18 protein-coding genes are annotated in these 20,015 nt (G+C 54.1%); 13 read left to right on the forward strand and 5 right to left on the reverse strand.

Annotation, left to right across the window (positions count from 1 at the left end):
• The 4 genes from arcC (at nucleotide 1) to gatB (ending at nucleotide 4,412) form a co-directional block, all read left to right on the forward strand.
• Nucleotides 1–906 carry a carbamate kinase gene (arcC, locus tag P8T57_RS18395; protein WP_341363958.1) on the forward strand — a complete coding sequence of 302 codons (906 nt, stop codon included), beginning with the start codon at nucleotides 1–3 and terminating at the stop codon, nucleotides 904–906.
• 279 nt (nucleotides 907–1,185) lie between these two features.
• Nucleotides 1,186–1,476 (forward strand): Asp-tRNA(Asn)/Glu-tRNA(Gln) amidotransferase subunit GatC, encoded by a 291-nt coding sequence (gene gatC / locus P8T57_RS18400; protein WP_007089905.1) that lies wholly within the window; start codon nucleotides 1,186–1,188, stop codon nucleotides 1,474–1,476.
• Entirely contained in the window at nucleotides 1,476–2,954 is a 1,479-nt protein-coding gene (gatA, locus tag P8T57_RS18405; protein ID WP_317338191.1) for an Asp-tRNA(Asn)/Glu-tRNA(Gln) amidotransferase subunit GatA, read from the forward strand. Before gatC ends, gatA begins: the two co-directional genes overlap by 1 nt.
• Nucleotides 2,955–2,957: 3 nt before the next feature.
• Nucleotides 2,958–4,412: an Asp-tRNA(Asn)/Glu-tRNA(Gln) amidotransferase subunit GatB gene (gatB, locus tag P8T57_RS18410; RefSeq protein ID WP_037987559.1), complete on the forward strand. Its 1,455-nt coding sequence runs from the start codon at nucleotides 2,958–2,960 to the stop codon at nucleotides 4,410–4,412.
• A 176-nt stretch (nucleotides 4,413–4,588) separates the two neighbouring features.
• Here the strand turns inward: gatB and P8T57_RS18415 are convergent, their stop codons facing one another.
• On the reverse strand, nucleotides 4,589–5,023 hold the full coding sequence (locus P8T57_RS18415) for a helix-turn-helix transcriptional regulator (protein WP_341363959.1): 435 nt from the start codon (nucleotides 5,021–5,023) through the stop codon (nucleotides 4,589–4,591).
• Between the two features lie 653 nt (nucleotides 5,024–5,676).
• Between P8T57_RS18415 and P8T57_RS18420 the strand changes: the two genes are divergently transcribed.
• A complete protein-coding gene (locus P8T57_RS18420) occupies nucleotides 5,677–7,341 on the forward strand; it encodes a methyl-accepting chemotaxis protein (protein ID WP_341363960.1) in 1,665 nt (554 codons plus the stop codon).
• Between the two features lie 201 nt (nucleotides 7,342–7,542).
• Here P8T57_RS18420 and P8T57_RS18425 read toward each other — a convergent pair whose 3' ends face one another.
• Entirely contained in the window at nucleotides 7,543–8,301 is a 759-nt protein-coding gene (locus tag P8T57_RS18425; RefSeq protein WP_341363961.1) for a helix-turn-helix transcriptional regulator, read from the reverse strand.
• Nucleotides 8,302–8,436: 135 nt separating this feature from the next.
• Between P8T57_RS18425 and P8T57_RS18430 the strand changes: the two genes are divergently transcribed.
• The gene (locus P8T57_RS18430) at nucleotides 8,437–9,642 is read left to right on the forward strand and encodes an MFS transporter (protein ID WP_341363962.1); all 1,206 of its coding nucleotides are present in this window, start codon (nucleotides 8,437–8,439) and stop codon (nucleotides 9,640–9,642) included.
• A 66-nt stretch (nucleotides 9,643–9,708) separates the two neighbouring features.
• On the opposite strand, the gene P8T57_RS18435 is transcribed toward P8T57_RS18430, so the two are convergent.
• Together P8T57_RS18435 and P8T57_RS18440 are read right to left on the reverse strand one after the other, a co-directional pair.
• Nucleotides 9,709–9,909 (reverse strand): heavy metal-associated domain-containing protein, encoded by a 201-nt coding sequence (locus P8T57_RS18435; protein ID WP_341363963.1) that lies wholly within the window; start codon nucleotides 9,907–9,909, stop codon nucleotides 9,709–9,711.
• Nucleotides 9,910–9,979: 70 nt separating this feature from the next.
• Entirely contained in the window at nucleotides 9,980–10,660 is a 681-nt protein-coding gene (locus P8T57_RS18440) for a type 1 glutamine amidotransferase domain-containing protein (protein ID WP_341363964.1), read from the reverse strand.
• A 110-nt stretch (nucleotides 10,661–10,770) separates the two neighbouring features.
• On the opposite strand from P8T57_RS18440, the gene P8T57_RS18445 reads away from it, so the two are divergent.
• Nucleotides 10,771–11,682 carry a LysR family transcriptional regulator gene (locus P8T57_RS18445; protein WP_341363965.1) on the forward strand — a complete coding sequence of 304 codons (912 nt, stop codon included), beginning with the start codon at nucleotides 10,771–10,773 and terminating at the stop codon, nucleotides 11,680–11,682.
• A gap of 78 nt (nucleotides 11,683–11,760) precedes the next feature.
• Nucleotides 11,761–12,339 (forward strand): thymidine kinase, encoded by a 579-nt coding sequence (locus P8T57_RS18450; protein WP_341363966.1) that lies wholly within the window; start codon nucleotides 11,761–11,763, stop codon nucleotides 12,337–12,339.
• 59 nt (nucleotides 12,340–12,398) lie between these two features.
• Here the strand turns inward: P8T57_RS18450 and P8T57_RS18455 are convergent, their stop codons facing one another.
• Nucleotides 12,399–13,025, reverse strand: coding sequence for a LysE/ArgO family amino acid transporter (locus P8T57_RS18455; RefSeq protein ID WP_341363967.1), 627 nt, complete (start codon nucleotides 13,023–13,025; stop codon nucleotides 12,399–12,401).
• 283 nt (nucleotides 13,026–13,308) lie between these two features.
• Here P8T57_RS18455 and P8T57_RS18460 point away from each other — a divergent pair, with 283 nt between their 5' ends.
• The 5 genes from P8T57_RS18460 (at nucleotide 13,309) to P8T57_RS18480 (ending at nucleotide 19,911) form a co-directional block, all read left to right on the forward strand.
• On the forward strand, nucleotides 13,309–14,208 hold the full coding sequence (locus P8T57_RS18460) for a LysR family transcriptional regulator ArgP (RefSeq protein ID WP_341363968.1): 900 nt from the start codon (nucleotides 13,309–13,311) through the stop codon (nucleotides 14,206–14,208).
• A gap of 151 nt (nucleotides 14,209–14,359) precedes the next feature.
• Nucleotides 14,360–15,646 carry a paraquat-inducible protein A gene (locus P8T57_RS18465; RefSeq protein ID WP_341363969.1) on the forward strand — a complete coding sequence of 429 codons (1,287 nt, stop codon included), beginning with the start codon at nucleotides 14,360–14,362 and terminating at the stop codon, nucleotides 15,644–15,646.
• Nucleotides 15,643–17,328: an MlaD family protein gene (locus tag P8T57_RS18470; RefSeq protein WP_341363970.1), complete on the forward strand. Its 1,686-nt coding sequence runs from the start codon at nucleotides 15,643–15,645 to the stop codon at nucleotides 17,326–17,328. The genes P8T57_RS18465 and P8T57_RS18470 overlap by 4 nt, the downstream gene beginning before the upstream one ends.
• 14 nt (nucleotides 17,329–17,342) lie before the next feature.
• A complete protein-coding gene (locus tag P8T57_RS18475; RefSeq protein ID WP_181849904.1) occupies nucleotides 17,343–17,945 on the forward strand; it encodes a PqiC family protein in 603 nt (200 codons plus the stop codon).
• Nucleotides 17,946–18,222: 277 nt separating this feature from the next.
• Complete coding sequence (locus P8T57_RS18480; RefSeq protein ID WP_063092965.1) at nucleotides 18,223–19,911, forward strand: hypothetical protein; 1,689 nt, start codon at nucleotides 18,223–18,225, stop codon at nucleotides 19,909–19,911.
• Nucleotides 19,912–20,015: the final 104 nt, after the last annotated feature.

The following is a 20,015-nucleotide window of genomic DNA, read 5'->3' on the forward strand; positions in this document are numbered from 1 at the left end:
ATGCTTGTTGTGGCAGCCCTTGGTGGGAATGCTCTGCTTAAACGCGGCGAACCCATGACGGCCAATACGCAGCGCGCCAATGTGCGGCGCGCTACCACGGTGCTGGCCCAAATCGTTCGCGATGGGCATCATCTTGTTCTGACGCATGGCAATGGGCCTCAGGTCGGTTTGCTGGCTTTGCAAGGTGCCGCATATCGTCCGGAAGAAGAATATCCACTTGACGTTCTGGGGGCTGAAACCGAAGGCATGATCGGATACATGATCGAGCAGGAATTGGAAAATGCGTTGAATCATGAACTGCCGGTTGCTGCTTTGCTGACACAGGTCGTTGTCGATAAAAAGGACCCGGCTTTTGCTCGTCCGACCAAATTCGTCGGCCCCGTATATGACAAGGAAGAGGCCGAGGAGAAGGCTGACAAAGGCCATTGGTCCATTGCGCAGGACGGCAATAAATGGCGTCGGGTCGTTCCCTCCCCAAAGCCGGTCGAAATACCTGACATCCCGGTTATTCAATTGCTGTTGAAGCATGGTGTTATCGTTATTTGCACGGGTGGGGGCGGTATTCCGGTGGTCTATCAAAAAGACGGCAGCCTGACCGGCATCGAAGCCGTCATCGACAAGGATGCCGCCAGTGCTCTTCTCGCCAAGGAGATCGGTGCCGATGCTTTGCTGCTGCTTACCGACGTGGACGGGGTTTACCGTGATTTCGGGACGCCAGATGCCTGTCGGATTGACAGGCTTTCCCCTGATGAGGCGCGCGCACTTTCATTGCCTGACGGGTCGATGGCCCCCAAGGTGACTGCGGCAGCCGATTTTGTCACGGCAGGGAGGATGGCCGGGATCGGTCGTCTTGAGGACGCAGGTCAAATTTTGAAGGGGCAGGCCGGAACCAGGATTTCGCTGTGAACCTGGTGCAACCATGATCGCGTGACGAAGCCTGAACGGGCTCCTCTTCGGAGAAGAAATCCATCTGGTTTGAGCCGGTCCGTTCTCTTTTGTTCAAATAACGTCGGCATGGCGCGGTACGTTGGTCACGAAACCGGGCAATGCTAGCCCATAGTAAAGGGCGGCAACGACCCTTGCAGCGGCGGCGGCGGGGTGCTAGTTTCCGCGCTGTAATTTCAGGTTCCGGCAGGCTGCCTGCTTGCCGGGTGTTTTGTCATTCCTTAAGAGAGACTTTCATCCATGTCGTCTTTGGATAAGGAAACAGTTCGCAGGATCGCCTTTCTGTCGCGTATCAACGTGTCCGAAGAAGGGCTTGGCGAACTGGCGGGAGATTTGACCCGTATCCTCGATTTCGTCGAGGAACTGCAAGAAGTTGATGTCGAGGGTTGTGATCCCCTGACGTCGGTTGCCGATCTGACCCTGCCGATGCGCAAGGACGAAGTCACCGATGGCAATATCCAGCAAAAAGTGCTGTCAAACGCACCGATGACCGATGCTGGCTGTTTTGTTGTGCCGAAGGTGGTTGAATAATGACTGATCTGACAAATCTGACGCTTGCTGAAGCCCGTGACGGGCTGGCAAAGGGCGATTACACGTCGGTCGAACTGACCGAAGCCCACATCAAATCGATGGAAGCGCACCGTAATCTGAACGCTTACATCACCGAAACCCCGGACAAGGCCATCGACATGGCCAAGGCTTCCGATGCCAAGCGCGCCAAGGGTGACGCGGGCAAAATGGAAGGCCTGCCGATTGCGATCAAGGATCTGTTCTGCACCGAAGGTGTCCAGACGACCGCAGCCTCGCACATCCTTGAAGGGTTCAAACCGGAATATGAATCCACCGTCACCACCAACCTGTTCAATAACGGCGCGGTGATGCTCGGCAAGGCCAACCTTGATGAATTCGCCATGGGGTCGTCCAATACGTCGTCCTATTACGGCAATGTCATCAACCCGTGGAAGGGTAAGGATGGCAAGGATCTGGTTCCGGGTGGTTCATCTGGTGGTTCGGCGGCTGCTGTTGCTGCGGGCATGGCGCTGGCGGCGACCGGTACCGATACCGGCGGCTCGATCCGTCAACCGGCATCCTATTGCGGTATTGTCGGTCTGAAGCCAACCTATGGCCGTTGCTCGCGCTGGGGCATTGTCGCCTTTGCAAGCTCGCTTGATCAGGCTGGTCCGATGACCAAAACCGTTCGCGACGCTGCGATCATGCTGGGCGCAATGGCCGGACACGATGCCAAGGACAGCACATCCGCCCCGGTTGCGGTTCCTGATTTCGAGGCCGCCCTGACGGGTGACATTCGCGGCATGAAAATCGGTATTCCGAAAGAATACCGTGTCGATAACATGCCCGAAGAAATCAACAAGCTGTGGGATAACGGTATTGCGATGCTGCGCGATGCGGGTGCCGAAGTGGTCGATGTGACCCTGCCGCACACCAAATACGCGCTTGGCACCTATTATATCGTTGCCCCGGCCGAGGCATCCTCGAACCTTGCGCGTTATGACGGCCTGCGTTACGGCCAGCGCGTCATGGACGAAGGCGACAGCCTGGACGACATGTATATGAAGTCCCGTGCTGCCGGTTTCGGCAAGGAAGTCCAGCGCCGCATCATGATCGGCACCTATGTGCTGTCGGCTGGCTACTATGACGCCTACTACAACAAGGCGCTTAAGGTCCGTCGTCGCATTTACGAGGATTTCGCAACCGCATTTGGCACCGTTGATGCCATTCTGGCACCGACCGCCCCGTCGGCGGCCTTTGCTATTGGTGAAAACGAAGACGATCCGGTCAAAATGTATCTGAACGATGTCTTTACCGTTCCGGCAAGTCTTGCGGGTCTTCCGGGTCTGTCCGTTCCGACGGGCCTGTCTGCCGAAGGTCTGCCGCTTGGTTTGCAACTGATTGGCAAACCGTTTGACGAAGAAACCGTTCTGCGTGTCGGTGGTGTGCTTGAAACTGCCGCCAACTTTACCGCGAAACCGGCCGGGCAGGAGGGCTGATCCATGACCTATATCATCGAAGGTTCAACCGGCCCTTGGGAAATCGTTGTTGGTCTGGAAGTTCACTGTCAGGTGGTTTCCAAATCCAAACTGTTTTCCGGTGCATCGACCACATTCGGTAACGATCCCAACACCAATGTCAGCCTTGTTGACGCGGCCATGCCGGGCATGTTGCCGGTCATCAACGAGGAATGCGTGCGGCAGGCCGTCAAGACCGGCCTTGGCCTCAAAGCCAGGATCAATCTTGAAAGCGTCTTTGCACGCAAGAACTACTTCTATGCCGATCTGCCGCAGGGCTATCAGATTTCACAGTTCGACAAACCGATTGTCGGCGAGGGGACCATTATCCTCGACATGCCTGATGGCTCGACCAAATCGGTTGGCATTGAACGCCTGCATCTTGAACAGGATGCCGGTAAATCGATGCACGATCAGGACCCGAAATATTCGCATATCGATTTGAACCGTTCGGGCGTTGCCCTGATGGAAATCGTGTCCAAGCCTGATATCCGTACCCCGGAAGAAGCCGGTGCCTACCTAACCAAGTTGCGCGCGATTGTGCGTTATCTTGGCACATGCGATGGCAACATGAACGAAGGTTCGATGCGTTGCGATGCCAACGTTTCGGTCCGTCGTCCGGGTGCCGAATTTGGCACGCGTTGCGAAATCAAGAACGTCAACTCCATCCGTTATGTGATGCAGGCGATCGAGATCGAAGCAAAGCGTCAGGTCGAAGTCATCGAAGCCGGTGGCGAAATCGTTCAGGAAACCCGTCTTTACGATCCGCGTCTGGGTGAAACCCGTTCGATGCGGTCCAAGGAAATGGCACATGATTACCGCTATTTCCCGGACCCGGATCTGCTGCCGCTAGTATTCGATCAGGCATTCGTTTCCGAAATCGAAAAGACCCTGCCGGAACTCCCGGACGAGAAAAAAGCCCGCTTCATGCGTGAAAACGGTCTGTCGGCTTATGATGCCGGTGTTCTCGTCGCCGATCAGGAAAAGGCCGCCTATTACGAAGTTGTTGCCAAGGGCCGCGATGGCAAACTTGCCGCGAACTGGGTGATCACCAACCTGTTTGGTGCGCTCAACAAGCTGGAAGTTCCCGTCACCGAAAGCCCGGTTACGGCCGAAAATCTCGGCAAACTTCTGGACCTGATTTCGGATGACACCATTTCGGGCCGTATCGCCAAGGACGTCTTTGAAATCATGATCGAAACCGGCAATGATCCGGAAAAGATCGTCGAAGAAAAAGGTCTGAAGCAGATCACAGATACCGGTGCGATTGAAACAGCAATCGACGAAGTCATTGCGGCCAACCCGGACAAGGTTCAGGAAATCCGCGACGGCAAGGACCGCATGCTGGGCTGGTTCGTTGGCCAGGTCATGAAATCCACGGGTGGCAAAGCCAACCCGGGCATGGTCAACCAGATGCTCCGCGACAAAATCCTCGGCTGATTTCAATCATCAGAAGATGTCCAAAAGCCGCCCGTTTCGATCTGAAACAGGCGGCTTTTTGTTGGGTTCTATGTGTCGCTAATCATCTTCAACGTTAATGAGCCAAATGTTGCCTGAAGATTTCATAAAACATATTTTTGTAGAATTGGGAGGCACCTGAGCTTTTTGTCGTTAAATCACAGATTTGCTGCCTGTAAGAGTAGGTTCAGGTTTCTTGGAGATGGCTCAATACCCCGATCTCTTTCTGCTTGCAGCATTTCATAGCTTAGAACAATAACGCGAGCCGCCTCCGATATGCTCCATGTCCTATTGTTTTGTGAGCGATAGGATTCAATTTCCTCGAGAATTATGCGTATTAAATCGGGGTCAATCACGCGCGCTTGATCCAGCACTTCGCTTCTCAGCATGCTGCCCCTTCCTGTCAGCAGCCAGCTTGCGTCTATGCCCTTATCAACCAGTACAGCCAAAGATGATGCTTTTGGTTCATTTTTGTCCAGCTCGTAACGTTCCCACGATTTGCGTGTAAGTCCGGCAAGGTTTGCTGCTTCCGATGCACTAAGCCCTAGATGCTTTCTTGCCTCTCTTATTCGCTCACTAAGGTTGGTTATCATAACTGCTGTTCCTGTATGGAATTGGAGTGTGAAGAATCAAAAAAACATGAACCTTTGATTTATTTAGATTCTCAAAATTGATACTTTTGGGTTTAATGGTCTAAAAAAATACCACTAAAGGTGTTTTTTCTTGATTTTGGTTCATTTTTGTACCACTGTTTCTCTGTCTTTGATGGTGTGTGCAGAGTGAACTTCAGTGCCAAACTGAAATGATCGCCTGTATCCGTGCATAAGCGATGTTTTGCCCGGGCGATATTTGGCATTCGCGATCTATCTGCGCTTGACTGTTAACTTTCCGACTGGGGTGTTGGTTAATCTCAAGCAAAGTTTGAGACGTGATTATACGCAGCTTGGCGAAGTGCTCAGGATGATCGTCGCACAGTGTTTATTTCCTGTAAGCATTCTGAAACCTTAGAAAACCTTCGTGATGACTTGAGGCAATGTCGCATATTTCATCTCAGGTTGCGTGCGGGCAGGTCATGTTCATTCAAAGCCATTGATTGCATGGGACAATTTTGCTCAGAGCGAAACAGTTTCCTCTGATTGCGGCGTGAAATGAATTCATTCTTTTGTATCAAGGCTCCCTCTAGATGTGTGGTTCTTTTTTGGGGGAACAATACTAAAGGATAGTTATTGGGGTGTGGGGTAGTAATATGGGGCTTCTAAAGCGAATTAAAATTGCCATCAAAGTTGCTGGCGGTTTTGGCGTGATGTTGGTTTTGATGATCACGGTGTCGGCGATCTGCGTTATTGCATTGATGGATGCAGACAGTAATTTCAACGAGTACCGGCAGATTGCACTGCAATCAAACCAAGCTTCACGTGTTCAGGCCAATATGCTTGAAGCTCGTGTCTCGGTTTTGAATTTTCAGATGAGGCAGTCTCCTGAAGCACTTGAAAACGCAAATCAAAGATTGGAAACAACCAAAAAGCTTAACGCCGAATTTTTGTCTCTTGTTAAAGACCCTGACTATCTCGAAAGTGCGAAAGCTGTGGATCAGGATATTGCGACTTATGCTGCGGCGGTTCGCGCGTTAAGCGCAACCAAGGATACTGCGGAACAACAACGTATCGCTGAAAAGACCCTGAACGTTCTGGGGCCAAAGGTCGCAAGCGACATCGAAGAACTCAAACTGTCCTTCAAAGCCAAACAGGATGAGATTGGTCCTAGAGCAAAAGCAGAAAACGCTTTTGCCATTTCGCTTGCCGCAATTATTTCTGCAATTGCTGTGGTGGTCGGTTTGGCAGCAGCGTGGCTGATCGGTGTTGGTATTTCGCGTCCGATTATTACCATTACAAACGCGATGCGGGTTCTTGCCGGAGGCGACAAAACCGTCGATATCCCCGGACAGGATCACAAGGATGAAATTGGTGATATGGCCAAGGCGGTGCTCGTGTTTAAAGAAAACATGATCAAGGCAGAGGAACTGGCCGCCCAGGAAGTCGAAGCCCAGAAACAGCGTGAATCCCGCGCCAGGTTGATCGAAAAACTGACCGGTGATTTTGAAGGTGATGTATCGGTCGTTCTGAAAACGGTCTCGGATGCAGCGACCGAAATGCAGCATACTGCAACGTCAATGACGGCAACCGCGGAAGAAACCAGTCGTCAGTCAACGGTTGTTGCTGCGGCGGCCGAGCAGGCATCAAATAATGTTCAAACCGTTGCCAGCGCATCCGAAGAACTAAGTGCATCGATCTCTGAAATCAGCCATCAGGTTACCCAGTCATCCCGTGTGGCGGATAAGGCTGTTGTGGAAGCGCAAAGTACGAATGCACAGGTTCGTGGACTTGCAGAAGCGGCTCAGAAAATTGGTGATGTTGTCGGTTTGATCAGTGATATTGCGGCACAGACCAATCTTTTGGCTCTGAATGCCACGATCGAGGCTGCCCGCGCAGGTGAAGCAGGCAAAGGTTTTGCCGTTGTCGCGGCCGAGGTGAAAAACCTTGCTAATGCGACCTCCAAGGCCACCGAGGAAATTACAAATCAGATAACCGCAATCCAAAGCGAAACAGAGGGCGCTGTTGTTGCCATTGATTCCATCGGAACAACCATCACCGAAATTAGTGAAATTGCATCGGCAATAGCCAGTGCGGTTGAACAGCAAGGTGCCGCAACCGATGAAATCAATCGGAACGTCCAGGAGGCTTCTGCGGGTACGGGCGAAGTAACGGCCAATATTCACGGTGTCAACCAAGCCGCGGCATCAACCGGGGCTGCGGCCGAACAAGTACTTTCTGCCTCAAATAATATGTCTCAGCAGGCAGATATCCTGCTTCAGAAAGTCGAAGCTTTCTTGTCGGCGGTAAAGGCTGCTTAGGCTGTCTGCTGCGTTTCGCCAAGGCTCGGCGCTGATATGGTATTATGAATGCCACCGATCTTGTTTCGGCGTTATCTTTCAATGGTTAAGCCTGATTTAGCATGCGGGCTTAACCATTTTTCTATGTGCAATTTGCTTGGTGCCCGATGAAGTGATCCTGATGTTCCATTTTTTTTGCAAGCTCAGAGGCGAAATATTTTCCTACGTGCCCGCAGTCCGGTAATCGCTCGGTGATGCGCCAAGGATGCGTTTGAACATGTTGCTGAACGCGGCGGGATTGTCATAGCCAAGGTCCATCGCAATCGTTGTAACGGCTTCACCAGCGGCCAGTCTTGGCAGGGCGGCTAGGATGCAGGCCTGTTGACGCCATTCGACAAAGCTTGATCCGGTTTCCTTGCGAAACTGCCGGGTAAAGCTTCGGCGGCTCATGCCCAGATGATGGCACCAGTCATCGATGGTTTCATGCGGGGTCGGCGATGCCAGAAAGGCACGGCATTTTTCCCGTAATGCGGCCTGTTCCGGTAGCGGAAGCGACAGTGGCAGGACCGGCAACCGTTTGATTTCATGTTCGATCAGCGCCATCAGCGCCCCATCACGACCCGCCATATCATATTCCGCCGGGACGGCAACCGCTTCGATCAGTAAATGACGCATCAGCGATGAGATGCCGACCACCCTGCATTGGTTGTCCGCCGCACCAAGCCGGTTTGGGCGCAGATAAAGCGACCGCATTTTGACATCGCCAAACAGGCGAACCTCGTGGATCACCCCGGCGGGGATCAGCATGCCGCGCTGGGGTGGCATCATCCATGCGCCGTGCGGGGTTGATGCCATCAAAACCCCGGTCATGCCATATAGCAACTGATCGCGTTCATGGCGGTGGGCGGCAATTACATGACCGTCGGGATAATCCGTACCCAATGCGATAACCGGTCTTGGAACTTCGCGAAAAGATGACATCGATGCCTGTCTTGCGTGATTGGCCCAGTCTCGTAATAAATTGACCCTAACGCGGTGGTGGGCCGTTTTGCAATTTTTATAATGACGATCAACGCACCAAGGCTTGCGTTTAATATCATTTCAATGAGGTCCCCGATGAACGAAGCCGTTCTCAAACGTCCGCAAGTGGCCCGAACCGTTTTGCCGGTTCTGGGCGCAGCCAGTTTTTGCCATTTGCTGAACGATATGATCCAGTCGCTTTTTGTGGCGGCTTATCCGGTGTTCAAGGGCGGCTTTGACCTATCCTTTGCGCAGCTTGGCCTATTGACCCTGACCTATCAGGTGATAGCATCGTTGCTGCAACCTTTCATTGGTCATTTCACGGACCGTCGGCCGCAACCCTATTCCTTGCCGTTCGGCATGGGCATGTCGATGGCGGGGCTTCTGGTTCTGTCCTCGGCAACCAGTTTTGCGGTGCTGCTTATGGGCAGTGCGATGCTGGGTGTGGGATCGTCGATCTTTCACCCGGAATCCTCGCGTCTGGCACGGCTGGCATCGGGCGGGGCGCATGGCTTTGCGCAGTCGCTGTTTCAGGTGGGCGGCAATGTCGGCTCAGCCATCGGGCCGTTGCTGGTGGTTGCAGTGGTTCTGCCACACGGACAGGGCAGTCTGGCATGGTTTGCCTTTGCCGCATTGGCCGGGGTTGTGATCCTGACGCTGCTCGGGCGTTGGTATAAACGCAACGGCCATGCCGTGCGACGCCCGAGTGTTGTTCATCTGGTGGCAAACCTTCCGGCCCGACGCCAGGTGATTGGCGGCTTGACGGTTCTGTTCTGCCTGATGCTGTCGAAATGGTTCTATCTCGCCAGCTTCACCAGCTATTACGTGTTTTACCTCATGGAAAAATTCCCGCTCTCCGAAGGCGATGCGCAGATTTATCTGTTCATTTTCCTGGCTTCGGTCGCGGCAGGAACCCTGATCGGCGGATCGGTGGGCGACCGGATTGGTCGCAAAAAAGTGATATGGGGATCGATCCTTGGAGCACTGCCCTTTGCACTGATCCTGCCTTATGTTGGATTGGGGGCGACCGTGATGCTCTCGATTGCCATCGGTCTGATCCTGTCATCGGCATTTTCGGCGATTGTTGTCTATGCGCAGGAACTTGTGCCGGGGCGTATCGGTATGATTTCCGGTCTGTTCTTTGGTCTTGCCTTCGGGCTTGGCGGGATTGGTGCCGCCATTCTTGGCGTAATGGCCGATCATTTCGGGCTGGGGCTGGTCTATCAGGTTTGCGCATGGTTGCCGGCCATCGGTTTCCTTGCGATTTTCCTGCCTGATATCGAACATGTCGACAAAGCCTGAATGTTGGAAACCGAAACGCAGAAGACCGCCCATCGGGGCGGCCTTCAGCGTGGATATCTTGATCGATCAGGCCAGTTCGCGGGCCGGATAACCGGCATCGTCAATGGCGGTGATCAGGGCTGCGACATCGGGATTGCCGGTCACGGTTACTTCACCCTTTGCAAGGTCGATATCGGCTTTTTCAACGCCCGAAACGCCCTCGACAGCTTTGGTAACAGTGGCAGCGCAATGGCCGCAGCTCATTTCATCGACTTTCAGTTTCAGCATTCCGGTTGCTCCGTCAGGTTGGATTCGATAATCCGACTATGGGGCTTCCAGTTGCTGGAAGGTCAAGCGATTATTTACCGAGTAGTTTGACGACCGCGTCGGCGGCCGCATCGCTGGATGCAGGGTTCTGGCCAGTTACCAGTTTGCCATCGACAACCGCATGGGACGCCCACATGTCAGCGCGTTCATAAAGACCGCCCTGTTTGGTGAATTCGTCCTCGATCAGAAGCGGCACGACCTTTTCAAGGCCGACGGCCTTTTCCTCGTCATTGGTGAAGCCGGTGACTTTTTTGCCCGCGACCAGCGGCTTGCCGTCTTTGGTTTTGGCATTCACGAATGCTGCCGGGCCGTGGCAGACAGCGGCCACCGGTTTGTCCTGTGCGACGAATGCCTCGATCAATTCGATGGATTTGGCATCAATCGCCAGATCCCAAAGCGGCCCGTGACCGCCGGGATAAAACAGTGCGTCATAATCATCGGCTTTCAGGCCATCAAGTTTCACGGTGTTGGCGAATGCTTTCTGGGCGTCGGCATCACCTTCAAACCGTTTGGTTGCCTCGGTCAGGGCATCGGGAACCTGGCTGTTGGGATCAAGCGGCGGCTGACCACCCTTGGGGGATGCCAGCGTGATATCGGCACCGGCATCGCGGAACCGGAAATAGGGGGCGGCAAGTTCTTCCAGCCAGATACCGGTTTTATGGCCGGTATCGCCCATTTTGTCGTGGGACGTCACAATCATCAGAATACGCATCGTTTTGGTCCTTGATATGTGAATAGGATTTGCACCAAGGATAGTATGCTGATCTAATTTGCGGAAGATCGAAGAATTGGACAGATTGTCAAATTAAATGAGCATATAAAATGTCGGCACTGGATGAAGTTCGGGCAATGATGATTTTCGCCCGTGTGGTCGAGGATGGCGGGTTTTCTGCCGCGGCGCGCAAGATGGGGCTGAGCCGGGCTGCGGTATCCCATCAGATCCGGCAGCTTGAAGCCAAACTTGGCGTGCCGCTGCTTCGGCGCAGCACCCGCAATTTCAGCCTGACCGATGCCGGAACGCGTTATTACGACAGTTGCCGGACGATTGCGCTGGAGGCTGAGGCCGCCCGCAAGCGGGTCGAAATCCTGCGTGACGAGCCGGTCGGCAAAATATCGATCACTTCATCGGTGCATCTGGGCACGCTTCGCATCGTGCCGATCCTTGACCGGTTTCGTCAAACTTATCCCGGGGTGGCGATTGATGTTCATCTGTCTGACGAGGTTGTCGATCTGATCGGGCGGGGGATTGATATCGGCATCCGGTCCGGGCCGCTTAAAAGCTCGGAGCTTAAAAGCTTCAAGCTCTATCAGACCCACCGGATCATTGCGGCGTCGTCGGGGTATGTTGCACGGGTGGGCTTGCCCGAAACCCCCGAACAGCTCGCCGATCATGACTGGGTGATGTATAGCCGGGTTCCTGAAACCCTGCGCCTGATCTGCGATGATCAGGAAAAATCCATTCGGGTATCGGGTAGTGTCCGGGTTGATAATGCAACCGCCCGTCTGCAATTCCTGCGTGGTGGGCACGGGCTTGCGGTTGTGCCGTTTTGCGATATTGCCGATGAAATTGAGCACGGCGATGTCGTGCATGTTCTGCCGAACTGCAAATTGCCCGATCTTGAAGTTTTTGCCGTCTTTCCGGCCGGTGTGACGCGCAGCGCCAAAATCCAGTCGCTGCTTGATTTCATGCGCCGCGAACTGCGCGATATCGATATGGGTCGCAATGGCGGATAACCGTTTTTGGCTGCCGTTGTCATATTGATCAATCCCGATTGATCGGCTATGCCCCAATAACGATTTTCGGGGGAAACCATGGCCAAGCTGTTCTTTTATTATTCGTCGATGAATGCGGGCAAATCGACGACGCTTTTGCAATCGAGCTTCAACTATCAGGAACGCGGCATGCAGACGCTTCTGCTGACCGTGGCGTTTGATGATCGTTTCGGTGTCGGCAAGATCGCATCGCGCATTGGCCTTGAAGCCCCGGCCGTCTTGTTTGACGGCAATACCGACCTGTGCGCCCTGATCGAGGAAAAGCTGGATGAAGGCCGGATTGATTGCGTGCTGGTGGACGAGGCGCAGTTTCTGACCAAGGATCAGGTCTGGCAGCTTTCCGATGTCGCCGACAAGCTTGGCGTGCCGGTGCTGTGTTATGGCATCCGTACCGATTTTCAGGGGCAGCTTTTTGAAGGTTCGAAATGGCTTCTGGCCTGGGCGGACAAGCTAAGCGAACTTAAGACAATCTGTCATTGCGGACGCAAGGCCGGGATGGTTTTGCGGGTTGATGAAAACGGCAATACGGTGCGCGAGGGGGCCCAGGTCGAAATCGGTGGTAATGATCGCTATGTCTCAGTCTGCCGGCAGCATTTCAAGGAAGCGATGGGCAAATAAACTGCCCGGTCCCTATTTTTCACGAAAAATGTTTAATCACATTGATTATTCATTTTTTCTCAGGAATACATCAGGGACGCGATTTCAGGTGCGATCAGCGTGTAAGCTACCAGCCACATCACCGCACAGGTTACCCCATCAATGATTTTCCACGTGATCGGCCGCGCCACATAGGGGGCCAGCCACGCCGCGCCCAGCGCGATGGCAAAGAACCAGACGAAGCTTGCGCTCATCGCGCCAAGCGCAAAGGTCAGCCGTTCGTCGGCGGGGAATTGCCCGCCAATCCCGCCCAGCATGACAACGGTATCAAGATATACATGCGGGTTCAGGAGGGTCACGGCAAGCGTCGTCGACAGAACCGCCTTCCAGCCCGTCTGCCTGACATCGCTTTCTGACAGGGTTTCGGTTTCAAACAAACGCCTGAGCGCTGCATACCCGTACCAGATCAGGAAGGCCGCACCGCCCCATGCCGCGATTTTGGTCAGGATCGGGTAGGTGGCAACCAGTGTTCCCAAACCGGCAACCCCGGCAGCAATCAGGATGGCATCACACAGCGCACAGACAAATGCGACCATCACCGGATGGTTGCGACGCAATCCTTGCCCAAGAACAAAGGCATTCTGCGCGCCAATGGCAATGATCAGTCCGCCGCCAAGGCCAAATCCGGTCGCAAAGGTCAGAAGCATTTTTCATCCCGCAAAATCGCTGTTAATGGGGCAGGGATAGCAGTTTTAAGAAATAAGAAAATCGAATTATCATGATATAGTATTAGTAAATTTTATGGCAGGAGTGCGCGAGGCAGCGTATGGCCTGCTCTGGTATCGTTTGGCTCGCAAGCTTGTTTAAGCAGCATGGAAGCATCGTCGTGACGACAGGTGATATACCCTGATGGAGGCGATACATCTTTGGTGGTAGGTGATACATCGATGAAGGGGATGCGTGGCTGGTGGATGAGGCGGGGATAATAAAATGATCGATTACAAGCTGTTACAAGCCAGCGCCGAGGTGATCCGTCATGGCAGTTTTGAGAAGGCGGCGCGTGATCTTGGTCTGACGCAGTCGGCGATATCGCAGCGGGTCAAGTTGCTGGAAGACCGGCTGGGGCAGCCTTTGATCATCCGGTCCAAACCGATTGCCGCGACCGATGCCGGAAAGCGGCTTTTGCAGCATTATCAGCGGGTCAGCCTGCTTGAGCAGGAATTATATGATGAACTGCCAAAGCTGCATTCGGTCAGCCGTTTCGGCCAGATCGCGATTGCGGTCAATGCCGACAGTCTGGCGACATGGTTTGTCAATGTGCCCAAGAAGCTGTTTGATGAGCTTGACCTGCTGGTGCATCTGACGGTCGAGGACGAGGCACTTAATCACGAGGCACTTCAGGCCGGCACCGTGCTGGGTGCGGTCAGTTTGCGGCCAGATCCGATACAGGGGTGCCGGGTGCGGTCATTGGGGGCGATGCGCTATATCATGGTGGTGTCGCCGGAATTCCGCGACCGGTACTTTGCCGATGGTGTCACGGCGGATGCGTTGCGATCCTGCCCAGCGGTAAATTTTTCGCGCCATGACGAATTGCAAAACCAGTTTTTAAACCGGTATTTCGGATTGGTGCCGGGCGAGTTTCCGGCCCATACTGTGCCAAGTTCACAAGGCTTCGTCACCGTGGCCGAGCAGGGCATTGCCTATGCCGTTGTCGAGGAACATCAGGCAGCAGAAGGTTTGCAGAGTGGACGGCTGTTACAGCCATGCCCGCATGTGATTGAGCGGCCGCTTTATTGGCATCACTGGAACATGCAAAGCGGGTTGCTGTCGCAGGTGAACGAGATTGTTCTGGGCGAAGCGCGCCATTATTTGCCCAAAATCGGGAACTAAACGGTTGGGATCGCGTTTGTTTTCGGGTTTGGCGATATGGCATGCCCACCCATCGGCTTTGCCAATCGGATTTGACAGGGGATGAATTCTGCCGCTTACTCATATGACTTCCAGATTGTGCGCTAATGCCTTATGGAAACAGGAAGATTGAATGTCGCATCGCCTTGTTGCCTGTGAACATTGCGATTACCTGCATGTCGAATACGACATCCCGCCGGGCTTTGTCGCGCGGTGTACGCGGTGCGGGTCGCCTTTGTATCAGGCGCAGAAGGGGACGGTCGAACGACCGCTGGCATTTGCCATCACTGCACTTGTCCTGTTTCTGATTGCCAATTCATTCCCGATCCTGACCTTTGCCATGGAGGGGAGAACGGAAAGCAACACACTGTTAAGCGGAGTTGCGACCTTCTGGCAGGAAGGGTTCCCGTTTTTGGCCTTCATGGTGGCGTTGACCTCTATCGTTGCTCCACTGATGCTAATCGGAGCCTATATTTATGTCTTGGCGCCGCTTTATTTCGGGTTCGTGGTGCCGGGTTTGCGGGCAGTCTGGCGTGTTCTGGCTGTTATACGGCCCTGGTCGATGCTGGATGTGTTTCTGATCGGGCTTCTGGTCGCGCTGACGAAGCTGACGGATTTTGCCGATGTCATTGCGGGGCCAGCCTTTTATGCAGTTTGTTTTCTGATCCCGACGACATTGCTGATGAGCACGACGCTGGATCCAAGGACGATCTGGCGGCGACTGGCGCCGGAAAATTTGCGTTATGCGACGTTAGAGGATCTGGAAGAATTGCGTGCCGGTACCGGGCAGGAAAAGGCAACAGGCTGGATGACCTGCGAGACCTGTGCGTTTGTTGTAACGGACAGTGCCGCACGGGAAACCGGGGGCAAATGCCCGCGTTGCGGGACGCATCTGCATCATCGCAAGTCGGGCAGCCTGTCGCGGGCCTGGGCACTGCTGGTGACGGCGGTCGTTTTGTATATCCCGGCCAACATTTTTCCGATCATGACGATCACCTATCTGGGGCGGGCGGAATCCGATACGATCCTTTCCGGGGTGGTGGTGCTGTTGCAATCCGGGCAATGGCCGATTGCCATTGTTGTCTTCACAGCCAGCATCGTGGTGCCGATCATGAAGATTGTCCTGCTTGGATGGGTTTATGCCGCAACGGGTCTGGGGCTTGCCGGGCCGCTTCGCGAACGGACTTTTATCTATCGTGTGACCGAACTGATCGGGCGCTGGTCGATGATCGATGTGTTTATGGTGTCGATACTGGCAGCACTTGTGAAATTGGGTAACATAGCAACCGTTGCACCGGGATTTGGTGCTGTGGCCTTCTGTGCCGTGGTCATTCTGACCATGCTGTCGGCAATGGCCTTTGATCCGCGGCTGATCTGGGATCGGGCGGGAATGCAAAAGGAACAGGGGATGTCATCATGACGGACGACACCAGCCGGAATGCAGGTCAGGGGCAGCCAGGCCGGCCCGATGTGAAAAAGGCATTTCAGAACCTGCCGGTCATCTGGATCGTGCCGATTGTCGCGTTGATCATCGGCGGTTGGCTTTTGTGGCGCGATGCGGCAGCCAAAGGACCAGAAGTTACCGTGACATTCGAAACGGCCGAGGGACTGACCGCAGGCAAAACCGCGGTGCGGTATCGTGATGTTGATGTCGGACAGGTTACCGAAATCAATCTGAGCGAGGATTTCGGGCATGTCGTTCTGACGATGCGGATGAATTCGGATTTTGAACCCTATCTGACCGATAAAACCAAATTCTGGGTGGTACGCCCGCGCGTTTCCGCACAGGGGATTTCCGGCCTTCAGACCATCGTTTCAGGGGCTTATATCGAAGCGGTTCCAGACAGGTCTGGCCAAGAGGCCCGCGAGTTTACCGGATCGGAAGAACCGGAATATGTGCCTGATGGATCGGACGGAACACGGTTTATCCTGATGGCGGAGGAACTTGGCTCAGTCGCGTCGGGAACGCCGGTTCTTCTGCGCGGGGTAGAGGTTGGCGAGGTCCTTGATACCAATCTGGATTCCGCGGCCGAAAAGGTGTCGATCCCGATCTATGTCCGCAAGCCGTTTGATGGATTGGTCAAGCGTGATACGCGTTTCTGGAATTCCAGCGGCATCAGTCTTGATCTGAATGCGGAAGGCGTATCGGTGCGTGCCCAATCTGTTCGATCAGTTTTGGCCGGTGGCATCAATTTCTATACGCCTGACGAAAGCCTGAATTCGGAAACAGCGAAACCCGATACGGTGTTCCGGTTAAATGACAGCCGTAAACAGGCCGAAATTCTGGCGCGTGGCATCACGCAGAAATACATGCTGTATTTCGATTCCTCTGTACGCGGGCTTTCGCCCGGCGCGCCGGTTGAATTCAATGGCATTCGCGTCGGCACGGTCAACAGCGTCAATCTGGAATATGTCGTTCCCAATCAATCGTTCCGGGTGCCTGTTGAAGTGACGCTGGAGCCCGAACGGGTGCAAATGGTCGGCAATCAGGACACCGCCGATGCCGATTATGCGAAGATCATGGATGTTCTGGTCGAACGTGGTTTGCGGGCACGTCTGAAAACCGGGAGCTTTATAACCGGCCAGCTGTTTGTTGATCTGGGCATGTATCCGGTGACACCACCCCGCTATCTGGGCGATGCGCAGGGGAAAATTCCAGAATTGCCGACATTGCCGCAAAAGATCGATGAGATCAGCAATTCCCTGTCCTCGTTGCTTGAAAAGGTTGAAACATTCCCGATTGAGGAAATCGGCATTCGACTGCTGGGGACTGTCGAGGGGATGGAGAACATTGTTACATCGCCTGCGATCATTGAGAGCATGGATAGCCTGAAACAGGCGGCTGCCGGGGTGAACCAGCTTGTGACGAACCTTGATACCAGCGTGTTGCCAGCCACTCAGAAGGCGCTGGAAGCCGCGCAGGTTGCACTTGGCGGTGTACGTGACGTGACATCGCCGAATTCGCCGATCCGCTATAATTTTGAGGAAACTCTGAAAGAGCTTTCGGCGGCAGCCCGGTCGTTGCGGGATCTGGCCGATTTCCTTGAACAAAATCCGAATGCTTTGATCCTGGGCAAACCGGGCCGCCGGGAGGAAGAATGATGCGGAAAATGCAAATGAAACCGAAAACAACGGCGACAATTCGCAAGCGACTGATCGCGGGGGTGTTCTTGGCATCGCTTGGCTTCCTGTCCGCGTGCAGCACACCGGTTCAGGAACGTTATTATTTGTTGTCCCCCGACGATGTTGCAGCCCCATCGGGGGCCACCCGAACGGCGGTGATGGGGGTGGGGCCGATTACCATCCCAAGCCATCTTGATCGCAGCCAGATTGTGACGCGCAGTAGTGACAACCGGCTGGTGATCAACCAGTTTGATCGCTGGGCCGAGCCGCTGGATGAAAACATTCAGCGGGTGTTAATCGAAAACCTTGACCATCGGTTGAGCCCGCAGCGGATCGAGACATTCCCGTGGAACTCGCGCGACGGGGTTGTCTGGCAGATCGTGGTCGATCTGGGACAGTTCGAACGTCAGCCGGACGGTTCGGTGCAGATCGCAGCGCGCTGGAAAATTGTCAATTTCAATTCGGGTGAAACCGCCGTATCCGAACGGTTTACCGATTCCGTGGTTCCCAAGGATACAACAACCGAGGCAACTGTCGCTGCCATGAGCGACCTTTTGGGGCGGCTTAGTGATTCTATTGCCCGGTCGTATCGCTGAGTTCTCGTCAAAGCAGAACTTGGATAGGGTCCTTAAATCAATGTATGTGCATCTATGGTTGTGTTGATGGCGTCGCATGTGTTGTGGATTGCGTTTTCTGTCGCGCAATACGGGGATTTTTGGGCTCATTTGAGAAGTTCGAATTCGCCCTATTGTTTTCAGCATCAGAATTGCCTTATAAAGAAGTATAAATATAAAAAAAACGGGACACGCGCCTGACTGAGAAATGGCATGCAAATGCCGCCCCAAACAGGAAGTTAGGGAGCCAGTGCGCGTTATGTCGGATACGACGTTTGAAGTACGAGTCCAGCGTGGGGAACGCTGGATCATTCATTCGACCTTTGATGTCGAGAAAGAGGCGGTTAACGAAGCTGAGAAGCTTTTAAAGACCAAGATCTCTGCGGTTCGGGTTGTTCGTGATTGGGAACGCGCCGACGGTCGTCATATTGAAAAGGTCCTTCTGGAAAAACAGGGTGCTGGTGAAGACGACGACAAGGATGTTCGTGTCTCAGCCATTGAAGATGCGCCGCTTTGTGATTCCGATAACGACCTGTTGCAGTCGGAAAGCCGCGCGACGATCAATCGTCTGCTACGCAAATATTTCGAACAGGAAATCCTGACACCTTGCGAGGTGATGTATAATTACCAGAACCTGCGCAAATTGATGTTCCACGATACATTGATGCCGACCGCAGTCGACAAGGTGGCCGGCATTCATGCCAAGGCGACCGACGGCGACCATATTGAGGCCATGAACAAGCTGCATGGCGCGATTGAACAGTTGGCTGCCCGTGCGCGCGAGGTTGAAAAGGTCGACCTGCCGGCGTTTGAAGATGCGACCATTTCCGAAGTCCGTGACGAAATTCGTCGTCTGAACCTTGCGGAGGATACCGACTTCCTGACGATGGTTGCGCTTACGCGCGTTCTATCATCAAGCCGCAACTGGGTGGGCAAGCTTGATCTGGCGCTGAAGGTCAAGGGGGACGAGAAAGACGAGGCAGCGCGTAAGCTGCTTGACGATGTTATTGCCGATATCCTTGGATCGCCGGTGGCGCTGAAAGAACTGCTTGGCAGTTCGCGAAGCTTTGGCGACGCGGTTATCCTGCATATTGATCTGGCGATGGGGCGTGCACACGGCAATCGCGGGGCGGCGGATGATATTCTTGAACTGCTTAACCCGCTGTTCGGGTCGGGATTGCTTTCGACATCGCAGGATGCGCTGTTTGACTATATCGTTCGCGAGTTGCGCAGTGCAAACAGCCTGACCCGTCATGAAGGGGATCATGATCCGCTGGTCGGTATTCTGGATCGTCTGATTAGTGAGAAGGGGGTCGTTTACGGCGCACCGATGGTAACGGCCATTGCCGAGCGTGGCGCACGTCTGCGAAATGTTGGCGGCCCGCGGGCATTGATTGACGGTGTTGCAGAAATCAACGGCCGCATGGGGCCGAATTGCCGCAAGATGGCCTGGCTTCTGGCGGTTGTTAATTCGGGGATTGTCGAGGATTTTGGCGAAGAAGTTTTCGACATGCTGATGGATACGGTCAAGGATATGCGGGCATTGCGCGCTTTCTGCGACAGTGAAGCCAAACCGCGCGACAAGATGGCGACGGTCACGGTGATGAATGATGCGCTTCAGGCATCGAACCTTTCTGACGAGCAGAAACAACGCATTGGTGACAAGCTGGACGAGGGACTGGCCGATTATCTGGTGCGTGAAAAGGTGATCGAGCGGATCGACAATCCGTCGCTTCATCTGCGCAAGCGCGCCTATATGCTGGTGCAATTCTGTTCGAGTGGCGTGCTGATTGAGGGAAAGTCGGCATCGATGGCGCGAAAAAGGGTCGTCGGATATTTGAAGCAGCCCAATTTCACCGACAAGCTGGTTGATGACATCAAGGACATGACGGCCAAGGAAGGCACGATTCGTGACTTCTATGCCCTGCTGCAGCGAAGCGGTTTTTAGGGTGGCTGAACCCGGGGTTGGTTGGGAGACGCAGTAAAAACTGCGAAGAGACACATCCCGCGAAGATTGTTGCAGCATATGCTGTGGCAAGATTCGTGGGGTGT

The sequence above is a fragment of the Thalassospira sp. SN3W genome (assembly GCF_038070535.1).
GTDB classification, from domain to species: domain Bacteria; phylum Pseudomonadota; class Alphaproteobacteria; order Rhodospirillales; family Thalassospiraceae; genus Thalassospira; species Thalassospira xiamenensis.